This window comes from Sphingomonas sp. IC081 (genome assembly GCF_006874585.1).
GTDB lineage: Bacteria > Pseudomonadota > Alphaproteobacteria > Sphingomonadales > Sphingomonadaceae > Novosphingobium.
On record NZ_CP029763.1, the window covers coordinates 178055 to 203705 of the forward strand.

Here is a 25651-nt window from a genome sequence, read left to right on the forward strand (position 1 = left end):
GTTTACTTCTCCAGCCTCGGAGGACCGGCGAACCGCTGCGGATAGGGCCCGATCGCGACCATATCGACTTCCACGATCGCAGCCCCCGGCAGGGAACGCGCGCGCGCAAGCGCCGCGGGAAAATCTCCCACCGACGATATCTTCTCGTGCCGCAGCCCCATTGCCGCGGCGATGGCGGAAAAGTCGGGTATCAGAATATTCGAGAACAGTTTGCGCTCGCCATATTCGACATCCTGGATGTTGCGGATTACGCCATAGCCAAGGTCGTTCATGAGGATCAGCGTGACGTCCGGCTGCTCCTCCGCAAGGGTTGCCAGTTCACCAAGGCAGAGGCTGAGGCCACCGTCGCCAGTCAGGGCGAAGGCCCCGCCCGGCGAAGCAAGCGCTGCGCCGATTGCCATGGGGAGGCCCTGGCCGATCCCGCCGCCGACTGCGTGCACACCCGCGCGCGAGTGCCCGATGCGAAGGTAGCGGTTACCCCATGTGCTGTTCGAGATCGTGACATCGCGGACCCATGCGGCGTTTTTCGGGATCGCGGACTGGGCTGCGTCGACGAGATTGGCATATTCACCAAGCCCGGTACGCAAACCCTCGCGCATCGACTCGCGGAGCTCTCCAATATGTGCCGAGAATCCTTCGTCAATGGCCAGCGCGTCTTGCGCGGCGAGCAGACCGGCCAGCGTCGTGCGGACATCGCCATGGACGAAAAGCTCGTTCTGGTAGGTGCGCCCGTTTGCGGACGCGTCGCAGTCGATGACGGCCACCTGCTTTGGCAAGCGAAGTTTGTAGGTCCAGGTCTCGTTACCGCGAAGCCGCGAACCGGCAACTATCAACAGGTCAGCCTCGTCATAAAGGGCCTGGACCTGCGGTGTGCAATTGAAAGCGCCGAGCGACATGGCATGATCTTCAGGGACGATGCCGCGGCCATTCGTGGACGTGATGATTGCCACACCCCTGTCTGCAAGGGCCGTCGCTTCAGTCTCGGCGCCTCTGGCGCCGCCGCCGAGCAACAGGACAGGTCGCCTTGCCTGACGCAGCAACGCCGCAAGCGAAGCGATTTCAGTCGGCGAGGTGGGCGGAACGCGAGGCTCGATAGCAGGTAAAGTCCGCGGCACGGACAACGGCGCCGCCTGCACGTCGACAGGAATCTCAATGCTGACGGGTCCGGTTGGCGCGGAGAGGGCGACAGTCGCCGCCTCTACCATCGTCGCCACCAGTTCATCTGGCGTGGAGACTCGGAAAGCCGCCTTGGAAACGGCCTTCAGCATGTCCATCTGGCGCGGTGCTTCATGAATATAGGCACGGTTGCGATCGAGATGCTCGGCCTCGACCTGACCGGTGATGTGCAGCACCGGCGAACCGGCGGTCAGCGCCTCGACCAGGGCGCCGGCTGCATTGCCGGCTGCCGTGCCCGTGCTGGTGAAGGCGACACCCAGGGATCCGGAAACGCGCGCGTAAGCGTCGGCCATGTTGAGTCCGCCCGCCTCACCGCGGGCGGGAATGAAGCGTATGTTCCCGCGCACGCCCAGCGGATCGAGGATTGGCATGTTGTGAATGCTGATTACCCCGAATGCATGCGCGACTCCCCAATGCTCGAGCAAGCGCACGATTACTTCACCGACAGTCGCTTCGTGCGACGCACTTTCTGCGGGCTGGTCAACAACTTCTGCCAAAACGTTCGTCATTCAATGCCCCGTACTTTCTAGGAGATTTCGAGTTACCAGCTGCGGCCGGCCTGCAAAGCCGACATCAACCATCGCGTGGAGCCCGGCTCCTAACCGCGTCAGTCGTGATTGATGTATGATTGCTTTGCCTATGAAGCAAGTAGTTTGTGTATGAGTTTCTATCAGCTGTCGCGTCTTGGGCATGAGCGAGAGCTGCGCCCCGCTGAGCATTATACCCTCTATATACCCGCATTGCCTCCACTATCCGTAGGCGCGGCCGCTTAGCGAAACTGGCAAGCGCTATTGGACCGTCCCTATGCGAGCTCAAACGATGTTGGCATTGCGACCGGAACCGTGGCCTGTCTGCCCCGCCGGCCTCGAGCCGGGCGCGTAGAGTAGCGAACCCCTTTTAGCGAGCCCGCCCGTGGCTTCGATTCTTGTTGACGCGGTTTATATGTGAACTTAGTGTTGCTCACCAAAGCGGTTCTGATCTGAGGGAGACCGCCACAGCCATGGAGCCGACGGATGTCGCGAGGCGCCGGCCAGACCCTTGAGTGTCTGCCAACCGCAATGAAGATAATTTGAAGGGGAGAGAGTAAATGATTTCACGTCCGGGCCGGATTCTCTACATGATGGGCGCGTCCATTTGGGCGCTCACCGCCACTTCCGCTTTCGCCCAGTCTTCCTCCACGGATGACGCCGCGCCGGAAGCCGCTGCCCCGGCCCAAACCGAGGCCGCTCCCGCTGCAGCGTCGGTCGAGCAGGCATCGCCGGTTGCCGACGCCCCGGCGGAAACGGCGGACGGAACCGAAATCATCGTCACCGCCGACAAGCGAGCCACCAGCATCCAGCGCGTTCCCATCGCCGTTACGGCTCTCACCGGCGAAGACCTCGCCCAGCGCGGCGTTATGGACGTCTCGTCCTTGGCGCCGCAGATTCCGAGCTTCAACTTCGGCGCGTCTTTCGGCGTCTTGAAGCTGGCAGTCAGGGGCATCGGCTTCAGCAACCAGGCGACAGGCGCCGAGAGCAGCGTCGCCTTCAACTTGAATGACGTCTATGTATCGCGTCCCGCCGCTCAGGTTGGCCAGATGTATGATATCGCGCAGGTCGAAGTGCTTCGCGGCCCACAAGGCACACTCTACGGACGCAATGCGACCGGGGGCGCGATCAACATCTACTCCGCACGGCCAGGAGCCGAGTGGGGCGGCTTCGCGCAACTCACCGTCGGCAACTATAACCAGATCGTGACAGAAGCCGCGGCGGGTGGCCCTGTCACCGATACGCTGGGCGTCCGGCTCGCCTTCACGAGCGAAGATCGGGATGGCTACGGCAAGAATGTTGTAACGGGCAACGATATCGACGATGAGAAATCGCGCGCGGCCCGGTTGACGCTCGAGTGGAAACCGACCTCGAACTTCAGCATGGCCTTGATCGGCGACATCCAGCGTGTGCGGAACCACTCGGGTGGCCAGCACGATATCGTGCAGCGCGGGCTCACCGGTGAGCCGGGGACTTCGGGCCTGCCGCTCATCGGTGTCCAGCTCGGAGGCAGGACAAGCGACCAGGTCAGTTACGATATTATTTCGGATATCGATCCCCAATATACGAGGCGCGGCGGGGGACTGACGCTCGACGCGAAGCTGGAGGCGGGCGATTTCACCTTCCGATCGATCACGGCCTGGCGTCACAGCCTCTACAAACTGATCAGCGACGTCGATGGCACCGATGCACCGGTCTCGTCGATCGTTTACCGGGAAAGGTCGGACACATACTCCCAGGAGTTCAACGTAAACTATAGCCGAGACCGCCTCTCTGTGACGGCGGGCGTCTATGGCTTCATAGAAAATCTGGATGGGCTCTTCGCTGACCCTTCGAATCCTGTCCTGGTCGGGGCGCCCTATGATCCGAACAGCGAGTTCATCTCCTATTTCGCGGCCGGCGGCCATCTGGTGAACCACGCCTTTGCAGGCTATGTGCAGGGGTCTTACGAGCTTACCGACCGCCTGACCCTGATAGTTGGGGCACGCTACAGCACCGAGAAGAAGAAGGATGACGATCTCTACACCGACTTCGTGACCGATGTGAAATGGCTTGAGCCAGCAAGCATTTGGGATCCCAATCCGCCGTTCTCCGGCCCGTTCACTCAATCCAGGCGCTGGAACTCCTTCACGCCGAAAATCGGCGTCAACTTCCAGGCCGACCCGTCAACCTTGCTCTATGGCTCGATCTCGAAGGGCTTCAAGGCCGGCCTGTTCAACCTCGGCGGAACACAGGTCATTCCCACGGATACGGGCGTGACGCTCAGCAACCCCCCGGTGCAGCCCGAAACGGTTTGGGCCTATGAGGCCGGCCTGAAAACGCGGCTGCTGAACAATCGGCTTCGCCTGAACCTGGCCGGATTTTACTATGACTATTCAGACCTTCAGCTTTCAAAGGTTCAAGGCACTCTTGTTGCGCTGACGAATGCAGCGTCTGCCCGAATCTACGGCCTAGAAGCCGAGACCGAATATACGTCGCCCGATGATCTGTTTCGCATCAACTTGAGCGCGAGTTGGTTACATGCGCGCTTTACCGACTTCCGGAACACCGATGTGGGACGCCTGGGGCTCGGCGAGCTGGACCTGAAAGGGAACAAGCTTCCACAGGCACCTGACTTCACGGTCAGCGGCGGCATTGAATTCGGCATTCCGGCTGCGCGCGGACGAATTGTGCCACGCGCCCAGGCCAACTACACGTCGAGAATTTATTTCGACGAGTTCAACGTAAGGCCGATTTCGCAGGCACCCTATGCCAAGGTAGACCTCTCGCTCGCGTATGAGGATGAGCGCGGCTTCTCAATCACCGGCTTCGTCAACAATCTCACCAACAAGCTTACGATCGATACGGCTTACCAGTCGTCGGAGATTCTGGGACATCCGGTCGGCGGCTTCCTTGCCCCGCCGCGGACCTATGGCGTACGGCTCCGTTACTCATTCTGACATCCGGAGGAACAGGGGCGATCATGGCCAGTTCACGGCGTATTTGCAGCTTGCTCGACTGGTTGGAGGCCCAGTCGCAGCAATCTCGGCCACGAAGGCTGCACCTGCGCGGATGGCGGTATCGGCGCGAGGCTCCGCCAGAGCGGGCGTGCACCGCACAAGAAATCGACGCTCGAACGCCGCGGCACCGTGAACGATTACATCGCCACATCCACGGCGCGGCGACCCTATTCGATTTATGACCGGATACGTCTTGATGCCCGTGTCAGGATCGATAACTGCCCCCGGCGCGCGCCTCGATGTCATCGAACGATGTAGTACGAGGGCTGGCCAAGACAGGGTGCAGCTATTCTTTTGGAACCGTGAACTCCGTCAAAATCTGGATGAGGTCTTTGATATTCTTGAACCGCGTTTGGCCGAGCTCCGCCAGCCATGCTCCGTCGACGGCCAATCGAACGATCTGAAGAACAGGGCCTGCATCTGTCGAAGCGTGTCGCTTCAGCCTCTTGTCCAACCATCCGTACCAACGGCCGTTCAAAGCGTTGTCATGAACGAGCGAACCCATGAGACCTGCCCAGATAAGACGGTCATGTTCATCCATGCTGAGGGCCAGGTTCACGTAGCTTCGTGTGAAGCGGCCATGTTCCATCGGATCACGCGCCATATCATCGTCAATGCGTCGATCCAAACGCTCAAGGAGTTCGTCGAACATCGCGAAGACCAACGCTTGTCGGTTCGGAAAATGATGGAAAAGGCCGCCCTTCGTCACCCCGGCAGCCCGTGCGACGGCAGCTACCGTCGCGGCACCCAGTCCTTCGTCCGCCGCGATCTTCGCCGTCTGTTCAAGCAAAGCTTGTCGAACACGCGCTGGATCTTTCCCGCGACGAACGTCAGACCCTCTGCCACTTCCGTTCTTATCCAAAAGAAACCTCCATGCGGCGGCGGATGGGACCGCCACTTCGCGCCAATATGCGGCGCTTCCTTGAATTTGCAACATACCGACCGGAAGGTATGTTGCCTAGCTACGTGCTGCTATGGTAGTATCTGGTCACAAACTAGGAGTCGCGGCGGCAAAGACATTGGCGCCAGCGCTTCGTCAGATGGAGAGGCGATGACGCTTGCCACCAACGACGGGCGTCTGCGCGGGAACAATGGCAGTCTCCAGGATAGAGATTTCGGAAATGAGACTGTTTATGCAGCGGCGTAGCTATGGACAAATAAGAATTACAGTAGCCGGCGCACTCATGTATTGCGCGGGGACAACGATTTTCTACTTTGTTCCGGCCTATCTGGGAGGCATCGAGCGCAAGTTCGGAGTGTCGCCCACGGACCTGGGCCTTCTGTCGGCAGCGGAATTATGGGCGATTGCTTGTGCATCGGCCATCGGCCCTCTGTGGATCAGCCGCTTCGACTGGCGTGCTCTTGCATGCTTCGGAGCTTTATCAGCACTGGCCGGTCATACAGCGAGTCTATTTGTAAGCAGCTTCGACTTCCTTCTCGCGATACGCGTCGCAACAGGTTTCTTTGGCGAAGGCGTGCTTCTGGCGCTCAGCTATGCAACGCTTGGCCATAGCCGCAATTTCGAACGCTCGTTCAGTATCACTTATGGCGTGGCAATCTTGCTTGGAATAGCCGGGCTGTCCGCCAGCCCCGAACTCGATCGTTACCTGGGAACGATTAGTGTACTCGCCATCCTCGCAGTGGCGTCTTTGGCGACCTTTGCCGCTGGATTTATCGTCCCATCCGGGCCGAAAACCGCTACGGTTGTAGATACGCCGGACCTTCCAGCGACGGAGTCTGCTCGGCGGCCAAGTATGGGAGCACTGGCCTTGGCCGCGCAGGGCATTTGGTATGCCGGGGCTGGAGGCTTCTGGTCCTTCTCCGAACAGATCGCGGCAACCAATGGCTTCACCGGTTCGCAGATCGCGCGCGCGCTTGGCGTCGGCACCGCGGGCGCGATCTTAGGGTCACTTCTAGTGTTGGTTGTGAGTAAAAAAATTGGAAGCACGGTCATAATTGTTGCTTCAACCGCGATCATGGGTGCTGCGATATTAGCATTTGTGTTGTCGCAGCAGCTCATGCTGTCATCCTTTTTCCTGGTCATGTTTAATATGTGCTGTGCGATCGGTACGATCTACATCACTGGCGCCATTTGTGCATCTGACGACACTGGACGGATTGCCGCTCTCGTTCCGGCATTTCAGGTTGGCGGGATGGCTATCGGTACCGCGACACTCGGCTATTTGATCAATGACTTTGGAATTGGTGCAGGGCCTTGGATGACAAGCGCATGCTTCATTGTGTCAATAGCAATATATCTCGTCGCACGGGGACGCATGTCGTGGGGAGGAGCACCACGCCTCCGAGGGTGAATACTTTATAATTTCCATGAGACTCTAGTTACTCGCCTGATAGTTAAAGGAATTAATTATGGCATCTACACAATTTTCATTCTCGTCAGCGCAAGAAGCAGTCGATCCACGCGGTGTGATCAAGAACGCCGTCGAAAGTGGCAAGACGCTTCCCTCGAGCTGGTATTCCGATGAAGATATCTTCCAACGCGAGCAACGGACGATATTCCGTCGTGCCTGGGAATATGTGGGTCACAAAGGACGGGTCGGTCGAGCAGGAGACTATTTCACCTGTGAGGTCGGCGGCGTGCCACTCGTCATCGTTTGCGGTAATGATAATAAAGTACGGGCCTTCCATAATATTTGCCGGCATCGGCATCATCCCGTGGCCAATGGTAGTGGCAATCAGGGGCTCCTGATCTGTAACTATCATGCCTGGACGTATGAGCTTGACGGCTCGCTCAGGGCCGCACCGAGAAGCAGGGAAAACCCCTCGTTCGATAAAAGTCAGCAGTGCCTGAAGCAGGCGTCGGTAGCGTTTCTCGGGGACATGGTTTTCGTCAATCCGATGGAGGACGCGCCTAGTCTCAGCACGGCCTTGGGGCCAATCGAGCAGTTGGTCCAAACTCGCAAGTTTCCAATGGAGACTGCCCGGTTCCGGGCGCGCCGATCAATTGAATTCAACGCGAACTGGAAGATCGTGTGGGACAATAATTGCGAATGCTATCACTGCCCCACGGTGCATCCCGCGTGGTATCGCAGCTCGCGTTTGGATCCCAAGCACATGTATACCTATCCCGTCGGTCCGCTCCAGATCGAGGGCACGCTGGATCTTCAGGAAGGCTCCCCGCCCGATTACGTATTTTTCGCTTGGCCAACGATCTGCTTTATGAGCTCTGGCGGTCAAGGCGCCCTTCCCGAAACCGTGATCGCAAACGAACCGGGCACTGGCGCAAGCAGTAAAGACCTTCTGCCAGGCTTCGTCGCATATCGGATCCATGCGCTGGGTGTTCGCCAAACGCGGATCGAGTTTGATGTCTACACCGTCAACGACCTAACCGAAGAACAGGCCGACGAATGGTTGCAGATGATCGTGAAGATACTGTCGGAAGACCGTGAAGTATGCGAAGGGGTGCAAAGAGGACATGACTCCGGTATTGCCGACATGGGAACCCTTCTGACCGCTATCGACAGTGAGTTCATGGCCCAGACATGGGAGAGATTGGTCTATCGGGCCGTGACGGACCCTGATGCCGGCCTGTATGATCCGATACTGGAACCATCGGAGAACGGCCCTGCGAACCTGTTAAGGTCTGGAGCAGCATAGTTCCGTTGGCTTGCACGGTCGGCGCTGATGCCACCCAAGTTGCGCCCGATCGCCATCGTACGGGCGGATCGGGTCGAGTTCAAGGCGGCAATGCGCCGCGTGGGCGCCCACAAGCGCACCGCGCGGCGTTGCGCGCAATCGTGGTCGGACTGGTCTCCTTTACCCAGATCGGAAAGAATTGGCCGCTCCCAATCTGCATATGAGATTTCGGGCATCGTCGATGCCCAACGCCAACCCGCTCGCGCGTAGCCAGATATCCGGCGCAACATATTCAACCGGCGTCTAACACACCTGCCAGCTCGCACCTGGTTGTAGCGTTTCCACACCATCCAGACTGATGTTGCTCCGATGGGCAACTCGAGCCATCGTACCCTCCATTGCTGGCGCGACGACGCGAATTCCTATCCTATACCGTCTTTGCGCCTTGTCGTTGCTACGATGCGCCGTCAGGCTTCCTGTTTCAGCCGGAACTTCTGTATCGCGGTTGTGGTAAATAGAGCGAGCAAAACGGCCGCCAAGAAGCCTGTTACGGCCCAAGGGACAGCGGCAATGCCCATGTCGCCAATGACGTGCCCGAGGATGAATGTGCCGAAAGCCATTCCGATCGTCTGGAACGCCGGCAGGAGAACTGTAACTTTGCCGCTGGCATCGACAGCACACACCGCTGCGATCAAGAAGATCGTCCCGCTCGCCCACGAAATGTTGAACAGTGCTAGCTCAACCGTGAGCGTCGCAAATTCACCGGACTGAACCACGCCGAATACGAGCGCCGACATGGCCAGTGCGGATACGACCACAGGCCATCTTCGACCGAAGCGATCTCCCACAGTCATGGCAAAGAGCGTGCCGAGAATGGCAAGTCCGGTTCCAATGGCAATCGACGTTGCAACCTGTGCATCGGGAAGGCCGTTGCCCGCGGCAATCTGCCCCGTAAACGCCCAAAACCCTCCCGCGCCCGCAAACCACAAGGTCGGAGCGGCAAGGGTCAGTGCGATTAGGCCGCGTGATACTGGACGCGAGGCAGTGATTTCCTGTTGGCTTTCCTCCGCGGAATTTCCGGACCCGGCCGGGAGGAATGAAGCGGCGACGAAGGACGCAGCAAATAGCACCGCCATGATCAGAAGGAGGCTGACGGTGCCCGACAGGCGGTCGAGCAGCGGACTGGCATAGATGAGAACCGTGCTTAGCACGAGCGTCGCGCCATAGGCGAGGCCAAAGGAGCGCTCCACATGGCGGCTCTGTGCGAGTACGGGATAGCTCACCGCCAGGACCAGTCCTTCGCCGAACGCGCCGGTGAGAAGGCGGACGATGACCAATGTATCGAAATCCCGTACAAAAAGGCTTGCGACCTGCCCGATCAGCGCGATCGCGGCGCCCACCCTCGCGATCGTCCGCCAATTGAAGCGATTTATCCAGAGCGGACCCGTAAGCGAGGCGGCCGCTATCGCCCAGAACTCCATTGCGGAGAGCATGCCTAGCTGGGCCGGTGACGCGTCGTACAACCGGGCGATGCTGCGGAGAAACGCTGGAACAATATAGAAGATGAGGCTTGCGGAACAGTATAGCAGGGCGCCCGCTACGATGGCTCGATTTTGCTGTGCCTTGATCATCGACTCTACCTGCACAAGGAGGCGGCAACCGCCTTCGAGGGAATGAATCCGCTGCACGACGGCAGAGGCGCTTACAGATCGGGCCGGCAAACTGGCACGCGGTCACCCAAAGGCTACGGGAGGCTGAGTAGCACTCCGCTCGCGAATGTGGAGGCGATCCGGCCAGGGAATCGCCTTCCTGTCAGCTCGATATTTTCAACAACGGGTCGAACGCATCAATAAGGCCGTTCCCCAAGCACGGTCGCTCGATTCATCGTGCGCCGGGCGGTGCCATAGTCGGCAATAGCGAAATGCTGGGTGCAGCGATTGTCCCACATCAGCAGGTCGCCTTCCGACCAGCGATGCCGGAACGTGAAATTTGGTTGCGAGCAATGTGCGTAGAGCCAGTTTAACAAGGGCGCGCTCTCCTCCACCGTCATATTCTCAAAGTGACGCGTGAAGGTCGCATTGACATACAGAGACTTGCGTCCCGTCTCCGGATGCGTCCGCACGACGGGATGCACATTGCTCGGTAAATCGGCGGGATCCATATCGACGAGTGGTCCGAAGAGTTCGCCATCGTGAACGGCCTTCAGGCCATCCAGCACAGCTTTGAGCCCGGCGGAAAGCCTGTCATAGGCCAGATACTGATTTGCGAAAATGGTGTCGCCACCAGCCGGCGGCAGGAGCTTGGCAAGCAGCAACGAGGCCATCGGCGGCCGCTCTTCCATGGTCATATCCGAGTGCCAGACGTCAGTCGTCGGCACGATATCACCATAATAATCGATCTCGATCACCGCTGGATGACCTTCGAGGCGCGCTTCGACAGTGGGCATGTAATGAAGTTCGCCCCAGCGGGCCGCAAACGCTGCCTGTTGTTCCGGTGTGATATCCTGCTTGGGGTACACAAGCACGCAATATTCAAGGAACCAGGCCTTCAGCTGGCTCATGGTCGCATCATCGATCGGATTTCTCAAATCTATCCCGTTCACCTGAGCGCCAAGGCTGCCAGCGAGCGGTGTTACGCTGATCTCGTTCATAACGGTTTTCTCCATAACGCTATTATTCTGCCATTTTGACGTAGTTCTCGGACCTTCCTGATCCGGTCGATGCCCGTCGCTTCGGGGAAAATGTCATCATCCTCGATTTCGTTCGCGACGCTTGTCGTGCTCCAAAGCAGTCAGCCGAGTCTCGCGCTGCGCGATCCAGCAGCTGATGGGCTTTTCTGAGGCTAGAAATGTGCTCTCACTCGCACTCCATATGTTCGTGGTGGCGCCAGGAAGCCATTGACCGGGTGCCCGAGCAACCCGGATGATTGGAAAGCCGTATCGATCGTGCGCTTGTTGGTGAGGTTGTTAACGAAGCCGGTCACCCTGAAGCCTCGATCGCTCTCATAAGCAAGCGAGAGGTCCACCTTTGCATAGGCAGGCTGCGAAACGACATTCGAGTTGAACTCGTCGAAATACGTGCGCGTAGCGTAGTTCGCCTGGGCACGTGGAACGACGAATCCCCCTCCGATCGGAACTCTGTATTCGATTCCCCCACTGACCGTGAATTCGGGTGACTGGGGTAGCCGATTGCCGCGCAGGTCGAGTTCGCCGAGACCAGGCCGACCTTGGTCGGTGTTGAAGAAGTCGGTGAAACGCGTATGCAACCAGCTCGCACTCAAATTCACGCGAAGTCCGTCATCAGGCGACACATATTCGGCCTCGCCTTCGAGACCGTAGAGTCGCGCCGACGCGGCATTGGTCAGGGTCACGTTCTGACCTTCCACCTTCGAGAGTTGGAGGTTCGAATAATCATAGTAAAAGCCAGCGAGATTCAGGCGAACGCGATTGTCCAGCAGCCGCGTTTTCAGGCCGGCCTCATAGGCCCAAACCGTCTCGGGATTGACGGGTTGATTGAAGAGGCTCACCTCAGTGAAGGTTTCGTTCGGCGTGACTCGCGTACCGCCCAAATTGAACAGCCCTGCCTTGAAGCCCTTTGAGACCGAAGCGTACAATAATGTAGATGGGTTGGCCTGGAAATTGATCCCAAATTTCGGCGTGAAAGAGTTCCAGCGCTTGGACTGCGTGTTCGGTCCCGCCAAGGGCGGATTGGGGTCAGTAATGCTGGCCGGCTCCATCCACGCTGTAGAAGTGAAATAGTCGGTATAGAGATCGTCGTCCTTTTTCTTCTCGGTGCTGTAGCGTGCGCCGACTATCAGGGTCAGACGATCGGTGGCCTGGTACGATAGCTGGGCGTAACCCCCGAACGCATGAGTGACGAGGTGTCCGCCGGCAGCATAATAGGCGATGGTGTTGCCGGGATCATAGACCCCGTCGATGAAGTAGGAATTGGCAGGATCAGCGAAGAAGCCGTTGAGATTCTCGATGAAGCCATATACGCCTGCTGTGATCGAGAAACGCCCGGAACTATAGTTCGCGTTGAATTCCTGCGAGTATGTGTCGGAACTCTCCCTGTAGACGATGGACGCGATTTCTGCATCGGTGCCATCAACGTCGCTGATCAGGCCATAGACGCTGCGGCGCCATCCGCTGACCGACCGCAGCGTCAGGTCCCCAAGCGCCAGGCGCGCGTCGAGCGTCAGACCTCCGCCGCGCCTCCGATATTGGGGATCAATATCGCTACGGATGTCATAGCCCCCGATCACCGCCTGGCCGCCTACCTGAACACCCACGACCGGGAGGCCCGATGTGCCTGGTTCACCAGAAAGCCCGCGCTGAGCGATCAGGTGATTGCCACCCGAATGGTTCGTATCGCGCTGAATGTCGCCGATGAGCGCGACGGTAAAGGTCGAACTGGGCTCGAACTGAAGGGTCAATCGTGCGGCACGTGACTTCACGTCGTCGATATCGTTGCCCGTCGCCACATTCTTGCCGTAGCCATCCCGGTCTTCGCTCGTGAAGGCGAGCCGGACGCCCAGCGTGTCGGAGATAGGCCCTCCCACAGCGGCTTCGGTCACGATCTGGTTATAGTTGCCGACGGTGAGTTCTGCGAAGCCCTCCCAACTGCTTCCGGGTCGAGCGGTGTGTACGTTGACCGCGCCGCCGGTCGCATTGCGCCCATACAGGGTGCCCTGGGGGCCGCGGAGAACCTCGACGCGCTCGATGTCGTAAAACTGTCCCACTTGAGCCGCGGGGCGCGAAATATACACATCGTTCAGATTGAACGCGACACTGCCTTCGGCGCCTGTCGACTGGTTGCTGAAGCCGATGCCCCTGATCGCCAGCTTCAAAACGCCGAACGTCTGGCCGAAGTTGAAGCTCGGAACCTGCGGGGCCAACGACGAAATCTCAAGAACGCCACGGTTGGAGAGATCTTGTCCGGTGAGAGCCGTAACGGCGATGGGAACGCGCTGGATGCTGGTGGCTCGCCTATCGGCGGTGACGATGATTTCGGTTCCGTCCGCCGATTCGACCGACGCTGCAGCGGGAGCGGACTCGGTTTGGGCCGGGGCAGCGGATTCCGGCGCGGCGTCATCTGCGGAGGAAGACTGCGCGAAAGCGGAAGTGGCGGTGAGCGCCCAAATGGACGCGCCCATCATGTAGAGAATTCGGCCCGGACGTGAAATCATTTTCTCTCTCCCCTTCGATTATTTTCATTGCGGTTGGCGGTCATGCGAATCGTGACGCTACGCTTGAGCTGCGCATGGCGCCTTCCCATGGATTTTGCGATTGTCTGACACGATGGCGAACGCTTCAATCCTAGCTCCAGACAAGCGCCCGCTTGGTTGGGCGCTTTGTAGCACAACACTATGTTCGTAATTAAACTACGTCAACAGGATTCAAAGCGATATGTCGTTGCAAGCCACTCCTGCACGCGCGGGTTCGATAGTGCCGTCCAGATGAGGCGTCGCAGTTTGGAGGCGGACGCCGTCGCCGCACGTTATATGATCTGGAATAAGCATGGGGCATCTGCGCCGGTCAGCGCTACGCTGCGATACCTAGAACGTTCGCGGGTCACGCCCGAAAGTGAGCTCAGCAGGGTAATTCACACTCAAACATCATGCTTCATATGCAAATCTACGCTGCGCCATTTCTGCATGGTTCAGCAGGGGCTTCAGCACGGCAGGACACGCTTACTCGCATCCATGTTTCAGCCATGATCTTGCTTAGGGAAGGCACAGACAGGGCGGCAACGTGCCGGATGTCCTGATTGAGGCAGGCATGAAAATTCCGTCGTCCGTTACATCAGAACCATATTGATCAGGTCGCGGTTGTCTCCAATCAGAAGATTGCCACCCGATGCATTTCGCGCGGAAAGGGGTGATAGTCATTGACGGCATAATGCTGGACCGAGCGATTGTCCCAGATCGCGATCGACCCCGGCTGCCACCGAAAACGCACCTGACGCTCCGGCACATTCGCCAAATTTGAGAGATAATCCAGCAGGCGCGCACTTTCCCCGTGTGGCAGCGGAGTGATGCGCTTGCAGTATAGGCTGTTGACGAAGATCAGCTTGCGCCCGGTTTCTGGATGCACCTTGACAACGGGGTGCTCGATGGGGGGAAAGCGCAGACGCATGTCGGCATAGCGCCCGTCGGGATCCTTTCCGGCCTTGATCGATGCGATGAGCTCTGGACCTTCCCAGTCGTGTACGGCCTTCAATTGCTCGAGAAGCTCGCGCACTCGATCGTCGAGAGAGTCATACGCGTCGGTCATGCTCGCCCACATCGTATCGCCGCCGGATTGCGGAACGTTTACCGCGTAAAGGCAAGCGCCGACGGGCGGATTCTCCTGCCAGGTCAGGTCAGCGTGCCAGATGTCAGTGCCCGTTCGCGATCCTTTGCTCTTGAGGATCTCGACATACTCATTGTCCGGATGACTGGGGAAAGTAGACGAAACGGGCCGAACGGAACCGAACAAGCGAGCCAGATTGACTTGACTCGCCCCATCGATCTTTTGGTTACGAAAGAAGATGACCTGTCGATCGAGAAAGAGACGGCGTAACTCGTCTCCATGCGCTTCCAACACACCGGGGTCGGAGAGGTCAATGTCGTGGACGATCGATCCGATAACCGGGGTCAAGTTTTCTATTGTCAACGTGCTCATCTATGATCCTCTCCTTGTATCTGGATTGTCCTCGCAGTGCCGCAGTGCCGCAGCGGCTCAAGCGGGCGAACGCAGGAACGTCCTCACCAGCTGATTGAATTCACCGGCACGCTCGAGCTGCGTCCAGTGGCCGCTACGCGAGAAGACGTGCAAATCCGCATTCGGCATCAATCGCAGGAGAATAAGGGAACTGTCCCACGGCACCACGCGGTCGTCGCGCCCATAGACCAGCAGGGTCTTGTGATGAACGTCCGCGACCCTGCGCCACAGTGTGTGCATCCACCCGATATTGAGCTCGCGATGGACGAGGAGCTCGGGCACGATCGCAGCCTCGTAGCGAACCTTGACAAATTCGGGCGTGACGAGGCTTTGGTCGAACAGCATTCCGCGGACGAAGCGCTCCATCTTCTCCGGCGTCGGATCACCACTTTCATAGAAATCGACGATGTTCTTGGCCCCTTCGGTCGGGAGTGGAGCGAACATAGGGAGCGAACCCGCCGTTCCCATCAGGATAAGCCGATCGATCAGTTCAGGGCGCGCCAGCGCTATTTCCAGAGCGACGCTTCCACCGACCGAATTACCCAGGAAATGGGCGGTCTTGATGCCGAGCGCGTCGAGCACGTCGACGACGACGGTCGCGTACCAAGCCGCGTTCATGAGGTTCGTCGCGGGCTTGTCGGACTCGCCATAGTGCGGCATGTCGATCGCGAGCACGCGGAAGTCCGCCGCCAGATCGGGAAGGTTGCCCCTGAAATTCCCCCAGGAGGAAGCGCCAGGTCCGGTTCCGTGAAGGAGCACCAGGACCTCGGAACCGGTTCCGGCTTCGTGATAGTGAATCTTGATGTCCTGGACCGTAATGGTGCGGGACGTATTCTCAGCCGTGTAGGTTGGTGCGTTCATGGTGCTTTACTCGCTCTTTCTCTCGTTCGCGCGGCAGGTCAGATATGCGCTGGCGGGGTGAACTTATGTCCCCAGATGCTGGGCTCCGGATGATGGGTGACGTGCCAGATCTCGTCATCGACGATCAGGCTGCCCCACCCGAACTCGACTGCCCATCCCGACGGCGTCATGACGTAGAAGGAAATGACCTTGTCATTGCTGTGCCGCCCGAGATCCATCAGGATATGCGCGCCGGCATTCTTCGCCCGATCGAGCGCGAAGCCGACATCGTCGAGTGAAGACGCTTCGAGCATGAAATGGTTGAACCGCTTGGGCAAAGGCATATTGCCGAGCGCAAGCGAATGATGACGCCCGTTCACATGGAAGAATGTGATATGCGCGGGCGGCCGCCCCGGCAGAAGCAGGTCGTTATAGTCGCTGATCAGAAAGCCGAGCGTCTCGTGATAGAATTTGACCTGGCCTTCGTAATCGTCGGTCGAAAGCACGATATGGCCAAATCCCTGCTGGCCGGTGATGAATGTCACGCCCTTGGGAGAGATGAAGGGCTCATGCTGAAATTCGGTCGCTCCAAAAAATGCTTCCACAACGTTGCCGTCGGCATCCTTGAAACGGATCAACTCAAGGACGCATCGCGCGCGGGCCTCACTTTCGCTGCCTTCGGTAAAGGGTATTCCGCGTGCCGTGAGATTGTCGCGAAGGGCCTGCAATTCCTCAGCTTTGAACGTCTCCCAGCCTGCATAGAGAATGTCCTCGCTTGGCCCCGGATGAAGGAATATGCGGGCCTTGTAGGAGTCAGACCGTAGAACCAGCGTGCCGTCCGCCAACTCCTCTCCGATCTGCAGGCCGAGGATTTCGGTCGCGAAATGCTTCCATTCATTTATCAGCAGAGTCTCGAAGCCGACGTAGCCGAGAGCGCGTATGTGAGGCATGTTATTCTCCCAATAGCTGTTGGACGGAACGGGCCGTTCACTCGGCAAAGCGTTCAGCAAGGCTCGTTCCGCCAGAAACGCCCGCGAGTCCGCGGACGCCGATCCCACCGTCGATCTGGATGACGGCGCCTGTTGCAACGGCCCCATCCTTGCGGGAGGCCAGAAGCACATAAGCGCCGGTAAACTCGGCCACGTCCGGAAGCCGGGCGAGCGGAACGCCGACCTTGAGATACTCTTCAAGCGGAAGATCCGAGCCGATAGCCCTTTTATCCTGACCCAGCGTGGCCAGCCCCCGAAGGTTCGTCGCGATAGCCCCTGGCGCGACCGCGTTCACCCGCACGCTCGGCGCCAGCTCGTACGCGGCCTGCCGCATCAGCCCGAGGTTGGCGTGCTTCGATGCCGTGTAAAGCATTCCGCCGCCACCAGGGTAGAAGGCAGCATTGGAAAGCGTCAATATGATGCTACCCGTCGCACGCACCAACGCGGGGGTGGCCGCTTTCATCGCCAAGAGGGACCCCTTGGTGTTGATCGAAAAAAGCTCGTCGAATGCGGCGTCGATCGCGCTGGCGGGGAGATCGACCAAGGACACGTCATAGTCCCAGATGCCCGCATTCGCGATCAGGCAATCGAGCTTGCCGAACCGATCGCAGGCCAGGCTCACGGCCGCTTCATTGGCGGCAAGGCTTCGGACATCGCCGATAAGTCCCGCCACGCGGCCTTCATACTCCCGCTCCATCTCCGCCAATGCATCCGCATTGCGATCAAGGATCGTGACGTGAGCGCCCTCGGCGAGGAAACGCGCGACGATCGCCCGCCCCAGCCCGGACGCGCCACCAGTGATAAGGACGCTTTGCTGATCAAGCTGAGGCACGGGAGAGTTCCTTTTCGATTTTGCGCAAATCCTTCGTCGGGTCCGAGAGAATGTCGGCCGACGGGGTCAGCCCCCTTGTGATCAAACGCATCGCTCCACGCACATCACCCTGCCTGTTCAGCGCGCAGGCCCCTACGAGGCTTCCGGCGCGCAGATGAAACACGGTGGCGTTGCCATCGGCGAGATTGCCGCGCAGGATGGTTTCATCATCGGCGCGCATCACCCCACAGCCTTCGATGTGCAGGTCATATTGATCCGTCCAGAACCAGGGCAGCTCGTCATAGGGCTGCCGATGTCCCAACATGGCCCTTGCAGCCGTGACGCCCTGTTCCTGCGCGTTGCGCCAGTGTTCCAGTCGCGAAGGCGTAGCCATATATCGGGTCTGATGCCGCGCGACGTCTCCGGCGGCATAGACGTTCTCGGCCGAGGTGCGACAAAAGGGGTCGATCACGATCCCGTCGCTGACCGTCAGATCTGCTTCCTCAGCCAGTTCGGCGGCGGGGGTTATCCCTATTCCGACAACGACCATATCGGCGTCGATCCGGCGGCCATCCGCAAGCTCGACCGCCTGGACGGATCGCTCTCCGATCAGGCGGACGACAAGCGCATTGGCGTGGACGCGAACCCCACGCTGCCGATGAACGTCCATCATCGCCTCGGCCAGCGGACGCGAGAGCGCCCGGGCCAAGCATAGTCCTTCCGCTTCGATCCAGTCCACTTCGCAGCCCGCCTGAACCGCGCTGGCCGCCACTTCCGCACCGATTAGGCCGCCGCCCACAACGGCGATACGCGCGCCGGGCCGCAGACCGGACCGTATGGCCTGTCCATCCCGCGCATCCCGAACATAATGCAGTCCGCCCAATTCCGCGCCAGGCACGGGTAAACGCCGCGGCCAACCGCCGGTTGCCAGCAGGAGCCTGTCACTGACCATCGTCCGCCCGTCGCTCAGCTCGATCTGGCCGTATCGTGCGTCGATGCGCTCCGCCCTGGTTCCCAAGAGAAGCTTGATGTTCAGTTCGGCGTAGCGCTGTTCAGGAATGATCGGCGGCGCCGCGCCCGTCAGGAGAATATCCTTGGATACCGCCGGTCGCTCATATGGCAGGTCGGTCTCGCCGCCGATGAGGGTGATCTCGCCCTCATAACCTTCGTCCCGCAGCGTCGTGGCGGCAGCGACACCAGCAGCGCTGGCGCCAACGATTGCGACGCTTCCGATCACGCCTCGGCTCCGAGTTCAAGCGGGAGACCAACGAGAATTCGGCCATCCACGACCTGTACGGGATAAGTCTCCAACGGCTCCGTAGCGGGCAGGCTCTTGGCCTTTCCAGTACGGATGCAGAACTTCGCCGCGTGCAACGGGCATTCGATCATCCCGTCTTCGACGAACCCGTCGGAGAGAGAAGCGACAGCATGCGTGCAGGTATCCTGGGTCGCGAAATAGCCGCCGTCGGTATGGTAGATGGCCAAGGGCCCGACATCGGCGTCGAATTTGGCGACCTCGTCGACATCGAGCTCAGCGGCTCCGCCGGCGTCAATCCAGCGCATCAAGTTTCCCCGAAATCAGCATCAGAAGAACAACGTCAGGTTGTTCGAGGGAATGACGGACTGATCGCCGATCACGACGCGTCGGGCGATCTTCCAGCCGCCATTGGCATCGCTCCTCAAGACGTCGTGGCGCTGGCCGGAGAAGAGCGTAGGCTCTTCGTCCATCCGCGACACGTAGACGAGGAAAACGGAGATCACTTCGATTTCCTCGGGCTGTTGACCCCTAGAGATCTGGACATTCGAGATCAGGTGCCGGACCCGAGCGCGCGGATCGTCTGACCAGGCGGTTCCAGACCGGAGACGCTTCACCCGGGTCCGAAGACGTTCGAGATTATCGTCGAATATCTTGACCTCTTCGGCAATGGCCTTGAGACGCCGCTCGTCCCGGCGAATCCGGTCTGTCCGAAGCGGCATCTGGTAGACGACGTCGTCAGCCATCAACGCGAGCCAGTCCTCAAAACGCCGGTCATCGAGAAGGCCGGCTTCAGCATATAGGAACTGCTCGATCTCCCACTGCAGTCGAGGACCAGGCTCCTCAGCGATAGCTGGCATATCGAGAGCCACGGGTTCAACGGACATGGCTGCACTCCTCGTCGTCGGTCGGGCTAGCTTCAAGCGCGTGGTTTGGCGTGCTCAGAAGCTGGAGCCATCGCGAGTAGAAGTTGCGGGCGGGGAATTCGCTACTGTCGAAACCCGTCATCCCCGGCCAACCCTCGAACGAAGTCGGCTCGCCCATCTGCATGTTGAGTTTCGTCCGCCGTGCGATCGCGCCGCCAAGCGGGCGCTGAACGTCCACCCAGTTGGCGGTATCGTCCTGTTCAAAGATCCCGGCCGGGCCGAAAGTCATCGCCGTTATCTTCGCCCTCTCTTCCATCAATTCGTCCGGTGAGCCGCGGTCGAAAAGCGTCCAAGCCCAGATCTCCATTTCGTCGGGACCGCGTGGAATCCACGAACGCAGCGTCCTGTTGGCATGGAGATATCCGGTCGAAGGAAAGAAGTTCGCAAAGGTCGGCGTGGCATTGGCCATCGCTTCGCCATACCGCTGCTCGACCGTCGGAAGCTCGACCTCCATCATGTAGTTACTGGCTGCCTGGCCCGTTGTCGTGGCGAGCGCTGTGGCAAAGCTGTCGCGTTCCATGAGGAAGCCGCCCCCGTGCCCCTTCGAACTCGTGAACACCCGACCGCGAACAATCGAGAATGGCGGCGCATCCTCAGGAGTCAGCGCGGTCAGCGCGGAAGAATGCGAAGTCAGGAAATGGAAATCATCGGTCGTGAACTGCTCGGCCGCGAGCTTCCAATTGGCTTTCACCCGCCATTTATAGACGCCGCCGTAGGTCGCCAGCCCACCCTCGGTCCGACCGAAATTAAGGTCGAAATATACGGCGGCTTCACCCAGCGATTCACGAAAACCGGGCGCATCCTCGTCCCAGCAACCAAATACGAGGCCGTGATGCACCTCCAGACGCGGGACACGCCGGGCACTCCATTTCGCGCGATTCAGCGGCGCCTTGTAGACGACCTCTTCGAATGGAACGCTCGTCAGCGTTCCGCTCGTGTCATAGGTCCACCCGTGATAGGTGCAGATGAAATTCTTGGTGTTGCCGGACTCTCCCCGGCACAGGGCGCCGCCACGGTGTCGGCACTGGTTGAGGAACGCCGCGATCGTTCCGTCTTGCTGGCGGACGACGATGACCGGATCCTCTCCCATATAGCTGACGAAATAATCGCCAGCGTTGGGAATCTGACTGTCCGGACAAAGCAACAGCCACGATCGCGCAAAGATACGGGAAAGTTCGAGTTGATAAATCTCGGGGTCGGAATAAACGGAAGCGTGGATCACCCCTTCATCGGGGCGAACAAGCTTTCTCAGCCTCTCAGCGACACCCATGGTGTCAACGCGGCCTGTAGGTACGTGCATCAGACTCTCCCACGTTTCGCCAACGTGAGAAACCACGCTCTTCCGATTGGGAGTCCCTTCGTAAGGAATCCTTCGCCAAGCTCGCTTCAGATGAAATACATCGCTCTCACGTCGGTCACCTTCACGTTGGTGTTGGTAACTCTTCGACAATCCATACCCCGGTCGGCAACATCACGTCATTGACCGATCGTTCCGATTTTTTGTCCATGAGTGTTGCTGCCGGCAGTCGAAAGACGATAATGTGTCGGGGAAGTTCGTTATCCGCGAGAGCGCTCCGATTGCGCTACACGAGGCCCGCTTACGCGGCGTTGTGGATCGGCGTGACGGCGCAGGGTCACGTGGAGATTCGAAATGGCAGATATATTTACTCGGAATCAGATCGTAGGAGACCCTTCCGAGTATCGGCCGGAGCTGCCGGTAGATGATCTCCTTCGCATGATCCGCCTGACCGGGATGATGCAGGTATTTTCCCATCTGACGGCACCGTGGGCCTGTGCATTCCCGCCCGAGGAGGATGCGATTGTTCTCCATCTGGTCACTGCCGGGAAATGCGTCGCGTATGTTACGAAGCGCGACGATCCTATTGCGTTGGTTGGGGGCGACGCCTTGCTCGTTACTCCGCCCGTAGTTCACACACTCGGCGATGGTCCCAGGTCACCTGCGGTACCGCTGGTCGATTTGGTTCCCTCACCTCTGAAGAACGCAGGGTCGGCCGACGAATACCTGTCGAACCTCTTCACGCAGGATTATCGCTTCGGTGGCGGTGGTGCGCCCGCGCTCATCTACACCCTGCGGATGTATCTCGATCGGAGATTCCCAACGGCAATCCTTCAAAGCCTGCCGAAATTGGTACGCCTCCCCGGTTTCGTCACGCGAAAAGCTCCCTTTGTTGAGCAACTGACATCCTTGATTGGTGAGCATGGCAAGCAGGGTTTTATGGGACTCGCGATAGCCACTCGATTGGCCGAGGGCGTTCTTACGGCCTGCATCAAAGATCATCTTGAAGCGACCTTTCAGATTGTCGACGTCGGTCGCGGGCTGAACGACCCTCTGCTGTCGGGCATGTTGCGTGCCATCCAGGAAGATCCCGGCAGAGACTGGACCATTTTGAATCTCGCCGAAAGAGCAAAGATGTCGCGCTCGGCGTTCATCAACCGCTTTACGCGCGTCACAGGCCAGAAGCCGAACGAATTTGTCACGTCCATGCGGATGATGCAGGCAATGGAATTGCTGGAGAAAAGCGGAACGCCCATCGCACATATCGCGACTGAGATGGGCTACAGTTCCGAGGCTTCGTTTACCCGAGCGTTTCATCGGTGGTTCAAAGTGACACCTGGTACGGTCCGGAGACGCCAGCCAGCAGGTGCCCAGGACACACCGCATCATCTTACTGAGCAACAATAAGCGTGTGGTTCCAGTAGCTAGAATGCCACGCCATATGCGCACCTCCATGTTTCGAGTGCCTAATCGATGGCGTCGCGGCTTCGCCCTGCTCGCCGCCCGACAGTCAACTCACCTTTCAGATGTGCCATGGCGCGCCCCGGAGCATGGCTGTCCGCGAGCCACGTCAGCACCATAACATCCCAGAGGCCCAACCGGGCGTGCGCAGATCTCCACCGCAAATCCTCGCGGTCACGCTCCACAACATCTAGGGTCACGTTACTACCGATGGGCGCCAAGACTTGCACTTCTGTGGTTGCCGTCCGATGCGCAAGAGGCTTTCGGTCTGAACGAGAAATGATCGAGTGCGGTCTTCTGTTTCGCCCTGCATGATAATATGATCGATGCCTCAAGACCACGCAAATCGAGCAGGAAATAAGTTGCCGCTATAGATCAAGAAAGTGAAGTGGAGATCGATTTTTTAACTTTGTCCAATTCGGGATGGTGCGCGCTGGAGGTACCTGCTGTCGTCCAGCCCCACACCGTATCGGCGGGAGATGATAGGTGCCCTCGAAACAGGTGGCATAGTCGTTCACCCGCGACTTTGTCGACGAGCACGAGATGGAGTCATTCGTGGGTAGCAACGATCGTGGGTAGGCGGAGATCGGCGTCGATTAGCCAGAACCGCGTGTGTCGGCTACATCTCGAGGTACAGGCGCAGAAAGCGCGGATCGTGGCCTTCGAAGGTCTCATAGTTAGTCAGACCCTGATCGAGAGTTCCGCCATTCCGAGGCCTGCCCCCGAATGCCGTGAGTCCGATCGAAGTGATCCAGGGCGCCCCTTTGAAATCGGTATCGGGCATGATCAGGTAGAACCGGTCCTCGACAAGGTCGCCGGTGAACAGGACGCCGAAGTCCGCAGCGAGGATGATCGGAGCGCCATGCGTATGAGCCGGAACCTCTTCCAGCATCACCTCCTCCCGCCAAGATCGATGGTTTTGCGACCGCGGTAGGTTATCCCGGTGCGCACAAACTCGCCGCCTTCAAGCGCCGCACGCTTATCGGCGCCGAAGGTCCGGAACATCTCCAGATAGTATGGTCCCTTTTCCGCCAGTCCTTCCGCCTGAAGACAGTTCAAAATGACATCGACTGCGGGAAACGCCGAGGCCCCGAAACCATGTTCAGGGTAAAAATTCTTGGTTGTCAGATAGATGTGCCGTTCACGGGCGATCTCCTTCGCCTATGAGAACAGGAGCCTGCCAATCGCAGGCCCCATACCGGTATCGACAACGAGGATCGCACGCGAGCCTTCCACAATCCCGATATTGGGCACGTAATCGATTCGCGGATCGTCGATGACAGACACGCCCTCGGCGATGGAACGGAGCGTTTCAAGTCGGATGGTCGGAGGGCAGCCCATGCGAATTGGAGAGGGGCCCGCATGAGAGGCATGACCAGCACGGACCGAAGCGACGTGATTTGATGGACAAGGATGTATCTCCTCAGCGGCAATAATGAGCTCGCCGTGCGCTGCCCCCGGAATGGTTCCGGGAAAAAGCGATAACCGCCGGGCACTGAGAGAGGCTATCAAGCCTTTGGACGACCGCCCCGACAGAAGTTTTGTCTTTCTCAGGGTTTGGGCGCGAAGCATGCAGCCGGTACGAAGCTTTTGTCGCAGTCCACCGCTACACTCCGAAAGCACGCATGAACGTGTTGATCGCAGCATCCACCGCAGCTTCATCGGCGAACCGCGCAGCGGCGCCGTACAGACGGGGTTCGACAAGGCCGGCCTCGAGCAGCGCCTTGAGATGCGCGGACAGAATCGCGGGATCCGCATCTCGAAGCGCGCCGCTCGCAACAAAGCGACTGAGATAGATGCCGATCTCCTCCCATCCCTGCTTTGCCCCGGCCTCATAAAGCGCCGGGCCAAGGCCGCTGCTGGCGCCATCGGCGATGGCGGTTCGCGTGATCGACAAGGCCCCGGGCGATGTCACGAACCTCACATAGGCAAGGCCAAAACGCCTCAACACGGCTGCGACGTCCCGATCGTCGGTTTCGAGCAGTTCGAGCATTTCGTCGCTCTGCTCTTCCATCGCGCCGATCATGGCGGCGGCGAACAACTCTTCCTTCGATTCAAAATAATTATAGAGCGTCGTTTTGGAGCCGCCGAGCCTTGTCGAGATCGCGGCCATGCTCGCCCGCTCATAGCCGACCTCACGAAATATCTGCGCGGCGGCGTCGAGAATGGCCTGACGCCGCTCGTCGGTTTTCACACGCATGTGGTCACCTTCCCAAAGGGCCGGTCGCCGTTGCTTTCGTTGACGATGGCCAGCAAAGCCTATACCTGAACCAATTAGTTCATTTATGCAACCCGCCGCCTTTGCCGTCGATCGCGCGTCCGGCTCGGGCAGGCACGATTGCGATCACGAGGAGGGAAGCCGCATGCACCCCGCCGGACCGGACCCGAATCCGCTGGACCAAGGCTCATCCGCAGTGAGCCGATCGAATGCCGGAGCGCTTCGCCGTCGACGCATCCTCTTGCTGGCGCGCCGCCAATTTCTGGAGCATGGCTATGCCGGGACCTCGATGTCGCGGATTGCGCGTGAACTTGGTGGCTCGAAGACCACCCTATGGTCCTACTTCCCGTCGAAGGCCGCGCTGTTCGCCGCGACGCTGGAGGGCGCCATCGTCACGCTGGGCGAACGTCAGCGGGATATGATCGAGCGAAGCGGAGGCGATCTGCGCAAGCTGGCCATCGGGCTGCACGCCGTCCGCACAGACCCTGAGGCCGTTGCGCTTTTCCGCCTCGCAGTCGGCGACGCCAGGCACGCTCCGACCTGTATCGAGCGCGAGTTGCAAGTCCCGGCACGTGCTGCCGTTGCCCGGCTTATGGTAAGGGCAATGGCTACCGCTCAACTTTGCCGTGCCGATCCTGAACAGGCCGCGCGCGAACTGTTGGCGCTGGTCTCTCCCTCGCCATTTTCAGCTACGCCCGCGCTGCATGCGCCGAACGCCCAGTCCGACCCGTATATCGACGCTGCCATCAACATGTTCTTTCGTGCGTATGCCATCCCCTGAACCCCATATGCCGAAGAGCCTGAACTATAGTGGACTGGCCGGTTCAGTTTATTATTGACGGCGAATATCGC

General features: G+C 59.2%; 20 protein-coding genes. 5 read left to right on the forward strand and 15 right to left on the reverse strand.

The genetic code is table 11. The features are described 5' to 3' along the window. Positions 1-2 precede the first annotated feature (2 nt). The gene (locus DM450_RS23575) at positions 3-1685 is read right to left on the reverse strand and encodes a thiamine pyrophosphate-binding protein (RefSeq protein ID WP_142639767.1); all 1683 of its coding nucleotides are present in this window, start codon (positions 1683-1685) and stop codon (positions 3-5) included. Between the two features lie 578 nt (positions 1686-2263). Between DM450_RS23575 and DM450_RS23580 the strand changes: the two genes are divergently transcribed. Further along, positions 2264-4642, forward strand: coding sequence for a TonB-dependent receptor (locus DM450_RS23580; protein ID WP_142639769.1), 2379 nt, complete (start codon positions 2264-2266; stop codon positions 4640-4642). A gap of 346 nt (positions 4643-4988) precedes the next feature. Here DM450_RS23580 and DM450_RS23585 read toward each other — a convergent pair whose 3' ends face one another. Further along, the gene (locus tag DM450_RS23585) at positions 4989-5564 is read right to left on the reverse strand and encodes a TetR/AcrR family transcriptional regulator (RefSeq protein WP_260610677.1); all 576 of its coding nucleotides are present in this window, start codon (positions 5562-5564) and stop codon (positions 4989-4991) included. 271 nt (positions 5565-5835) lie between these two features. On the opposite strand from DM450_RS23585, the gene DM450_RS23590 reads away from it, so the two are divergent. Then, positions 5836-7014 carry an MFS transporter gene (locus DM450_RS23590; protein WP_142639773.1) on the forward strand — a complete coding sequence of 393 codons (1179 nt, stop codon included), beginning with the start codon at positions 5836-5838 and terminating at the stop codon, positions 7012-7014. Positions 7015-7072: 58 nt separating this feature from the next. Beyond that, positions 7073-8320 (forward strand): aromatic ring-hydroxylating oxygenase subunit alpha, encoded by a 1248-nt coding sequence (locus tag DM450_RS23595; protein WP_142639775.1) that lies wholly within the window; start codon positions 7073-7075, stop codon positions 8318-8320. A gap of 446 nt (positions 8321-8766) precedes the next feature. Here the strand turns inward: DM450_RS23595 and DM450_RS23600 are convergent, their stop codons facing one another. The 11 genes from DM450_RS23600 to DM450_RS23650 all read right to left on the reverse strand — a co-directional run bounded on the left by DM450_RS23600 (position 8767) and on the right by DM450_RS23650 (position 21123). Beyond that, complete coding sequence (locus DM450_RS23600) at positions 8767-9930, reverse strand: MFS transporter (protein WP_142639777.1); 1164 nt, start codon at positions 9928-9930, stop codon at positions 8767-8769. A gap of 215 nt (positions 9931-10145) precedes the next feature. Next, complete coding sequence (locus DM450_RS23605; protein WP_185928861.1) at positions 10146-10949, reverse strand: TauD/TfdA dioxygenase family protein; 804 nt, start codon at positions 10947-10949, stop codon at positions 10146-10148. A gap of 191 nt (positions 10950-11140) precedes the next feature. Continuing rightward, positions 11141-13486: a TonB-dependent receptor gene (locus DM450_RS23610; protein ID WP_142639781.1), complete on the reverse strand. Its 2346-nt coding sequence runs from the start codon at positions 13484-13486 to the stop codon at positions 11141-11143. Between the two features lie 652 nt (positions 13487-14138). Further along, positions 14139-14963 carry a TauD/TfdA dioxygenase family protein gene (locus DM450_RS23615; protein WP_260610679.1) on the reverse strand — a complete coding sequence of 275 codons (825 nt, stop codon included), beginning with the start codon at positions 14961-14963 and terminating at the stop codon, positions 14139-14141. Positions 14964-15020: 57 nt separating this feature from the next. Then, positions 15021-15863 (reverse strand): alpha/beta fold hydrolase, encoded by an 843-nt coding sequence (locus tag DM450_RS23620; RefSeq protein WP_142639783.1) that lies wholly within the window; start codon positions 15861-15863, stop codon positions 15021-15023. 38 nt (positions 15864-15901) lie between these two features. Beyond that, entirely contained in the window at positions 15902-16792 is an 891-nt protein-coding gene (locus tag DM450_RS23625) for a VOC family protein (RefSeq protein WP_185928862.1), read from the reverse strand. Positions 16793-16829: 37 nt separating this feature from the next. Continuing rightward, a complete protein-coding gene (gene hcaB / locus DM450_RS23630) occupies positions 16830-17663 on the reverse strand; it encodes a 3-(cis-5,6-dihydroxycyclohexa-1,3-dien-1-yl)propanoate dehydrogenase (RefSeq protein ID WP_142639788.1) in 834 nt (277 codons plus the stop codon). Then, entirely contained in the window at positions 17650-18879 is a 1230-nt protein-coding gene (locus DM450_RS23635) for an NAD(P)/FAD-dependent oxidoreductase (RefSeq protein WP_142639793.1), read from the reverse strand. Before DM450_RS23635 ends, hcaB begins: the two co-directional genes overlap by 14 nt. Beyond that, positions 18876-19205, reverse strand: a complete 330-nt coding sequence (locus tag DM450_RS23640) for a bifunctional 3-phenylpropionate/cinnamic acid dioxygenase ferredoxin subunit (protein WP_142639795.1) — start codon at positions 19203-19205, stop codon at positions 18876-18878. The genes DM450_RS23635 and DM450_RS23640 overlap by 4 nt, the downstream gene beginning before the upstream one ends. A 21-nt stretch (positions 19206-19226) precedes the next feature. After that, positions 19227-19784 carry an aromatic-ring-hydroxylating dioxygenase subunit beta gene (locus DM450_RS23645; protein ID WP_142639797.1) on the reverse strand — a complete coding sequence of 186 codons (558 nt, stop codon included), beginning with the start codon at positions 19782-19784 and terminating at the stop codon, positions 19227-19229. Beyond that, positions 19774-21123, reverse strand: coding sequence for an aromatic ring-hydroxylating oxygenase subunit alpha (locus tag DM450_RS23650; RefSeq protein ID WP_142639799.1), 1350 nt, complete (start codon positions 21121-21123; stop codon positions 19774-19776). Before DM450_RS23650 ends, DM450_RS23645 begins: the two co-directional genes overlap by 11 nt. Before the next feature lie 351 nt (positions 21124-21474). On the opposite strand from DM450_RS23650, the gene DM450_RS23655 reads away from it, so the two are divergent. Beyond that, positions 21475-22527 (forward strand): AraC family transcriptional regulator, encoded by a 1053-nt coding sequence (locus tag DM450_RS23655; protein WP_011607975.1) that lies wholly within the window; start codon positions 21475-21477, stop codon positions 22525-22527. A gap of 673 nt (positions 22528-23200) precedes the next feature. On the opposite strand, the gene DM450_RS23660 is transcribed toward DM450_RS23655, so the two are convergent. After that, positions 23201-23473 carry a hypothetical protein gene (locus DM450_RS23660; RefSeq protein WP_142639801.1) on the reverse strand — a complete coding sequence of 91 codons (273 nt, stop codon included), beginning with the start codon at positions 23471-23473 and terminating at the stop codon, positions 23201-23203. Positions 23474-24187: 714 nt separating this feature from the next. Continuing rightward, the gene (locus DM450_RS23665; RefSeq protein WP_011607974.1) at positions 24188-24781 is read right to left on the reverse strand and encodes a TetR/AcrR family transcriptional regulator; all 594 of its coding nucleotides are present in this window, start codon (positions 24779-24781) and stop codon (positions 24188-24190) included. Between the two features lie 85 nt (positions 24782-24866). Between DM450_RS23665 and DM450_RS23670 the strand changes: the two genes are divergently transcribed. Next, a complete protein-coding gene (locus DM450_RS23670; protein ID WP_142639803.1) occupies positions 24867-25580 on the forward strand; it encodes a TetR/AcrR family transcriptional regulator in 714 nt (237 codons plus the stop codon). Positions 25581-25651: the final 71 nt, after the last annotated feature.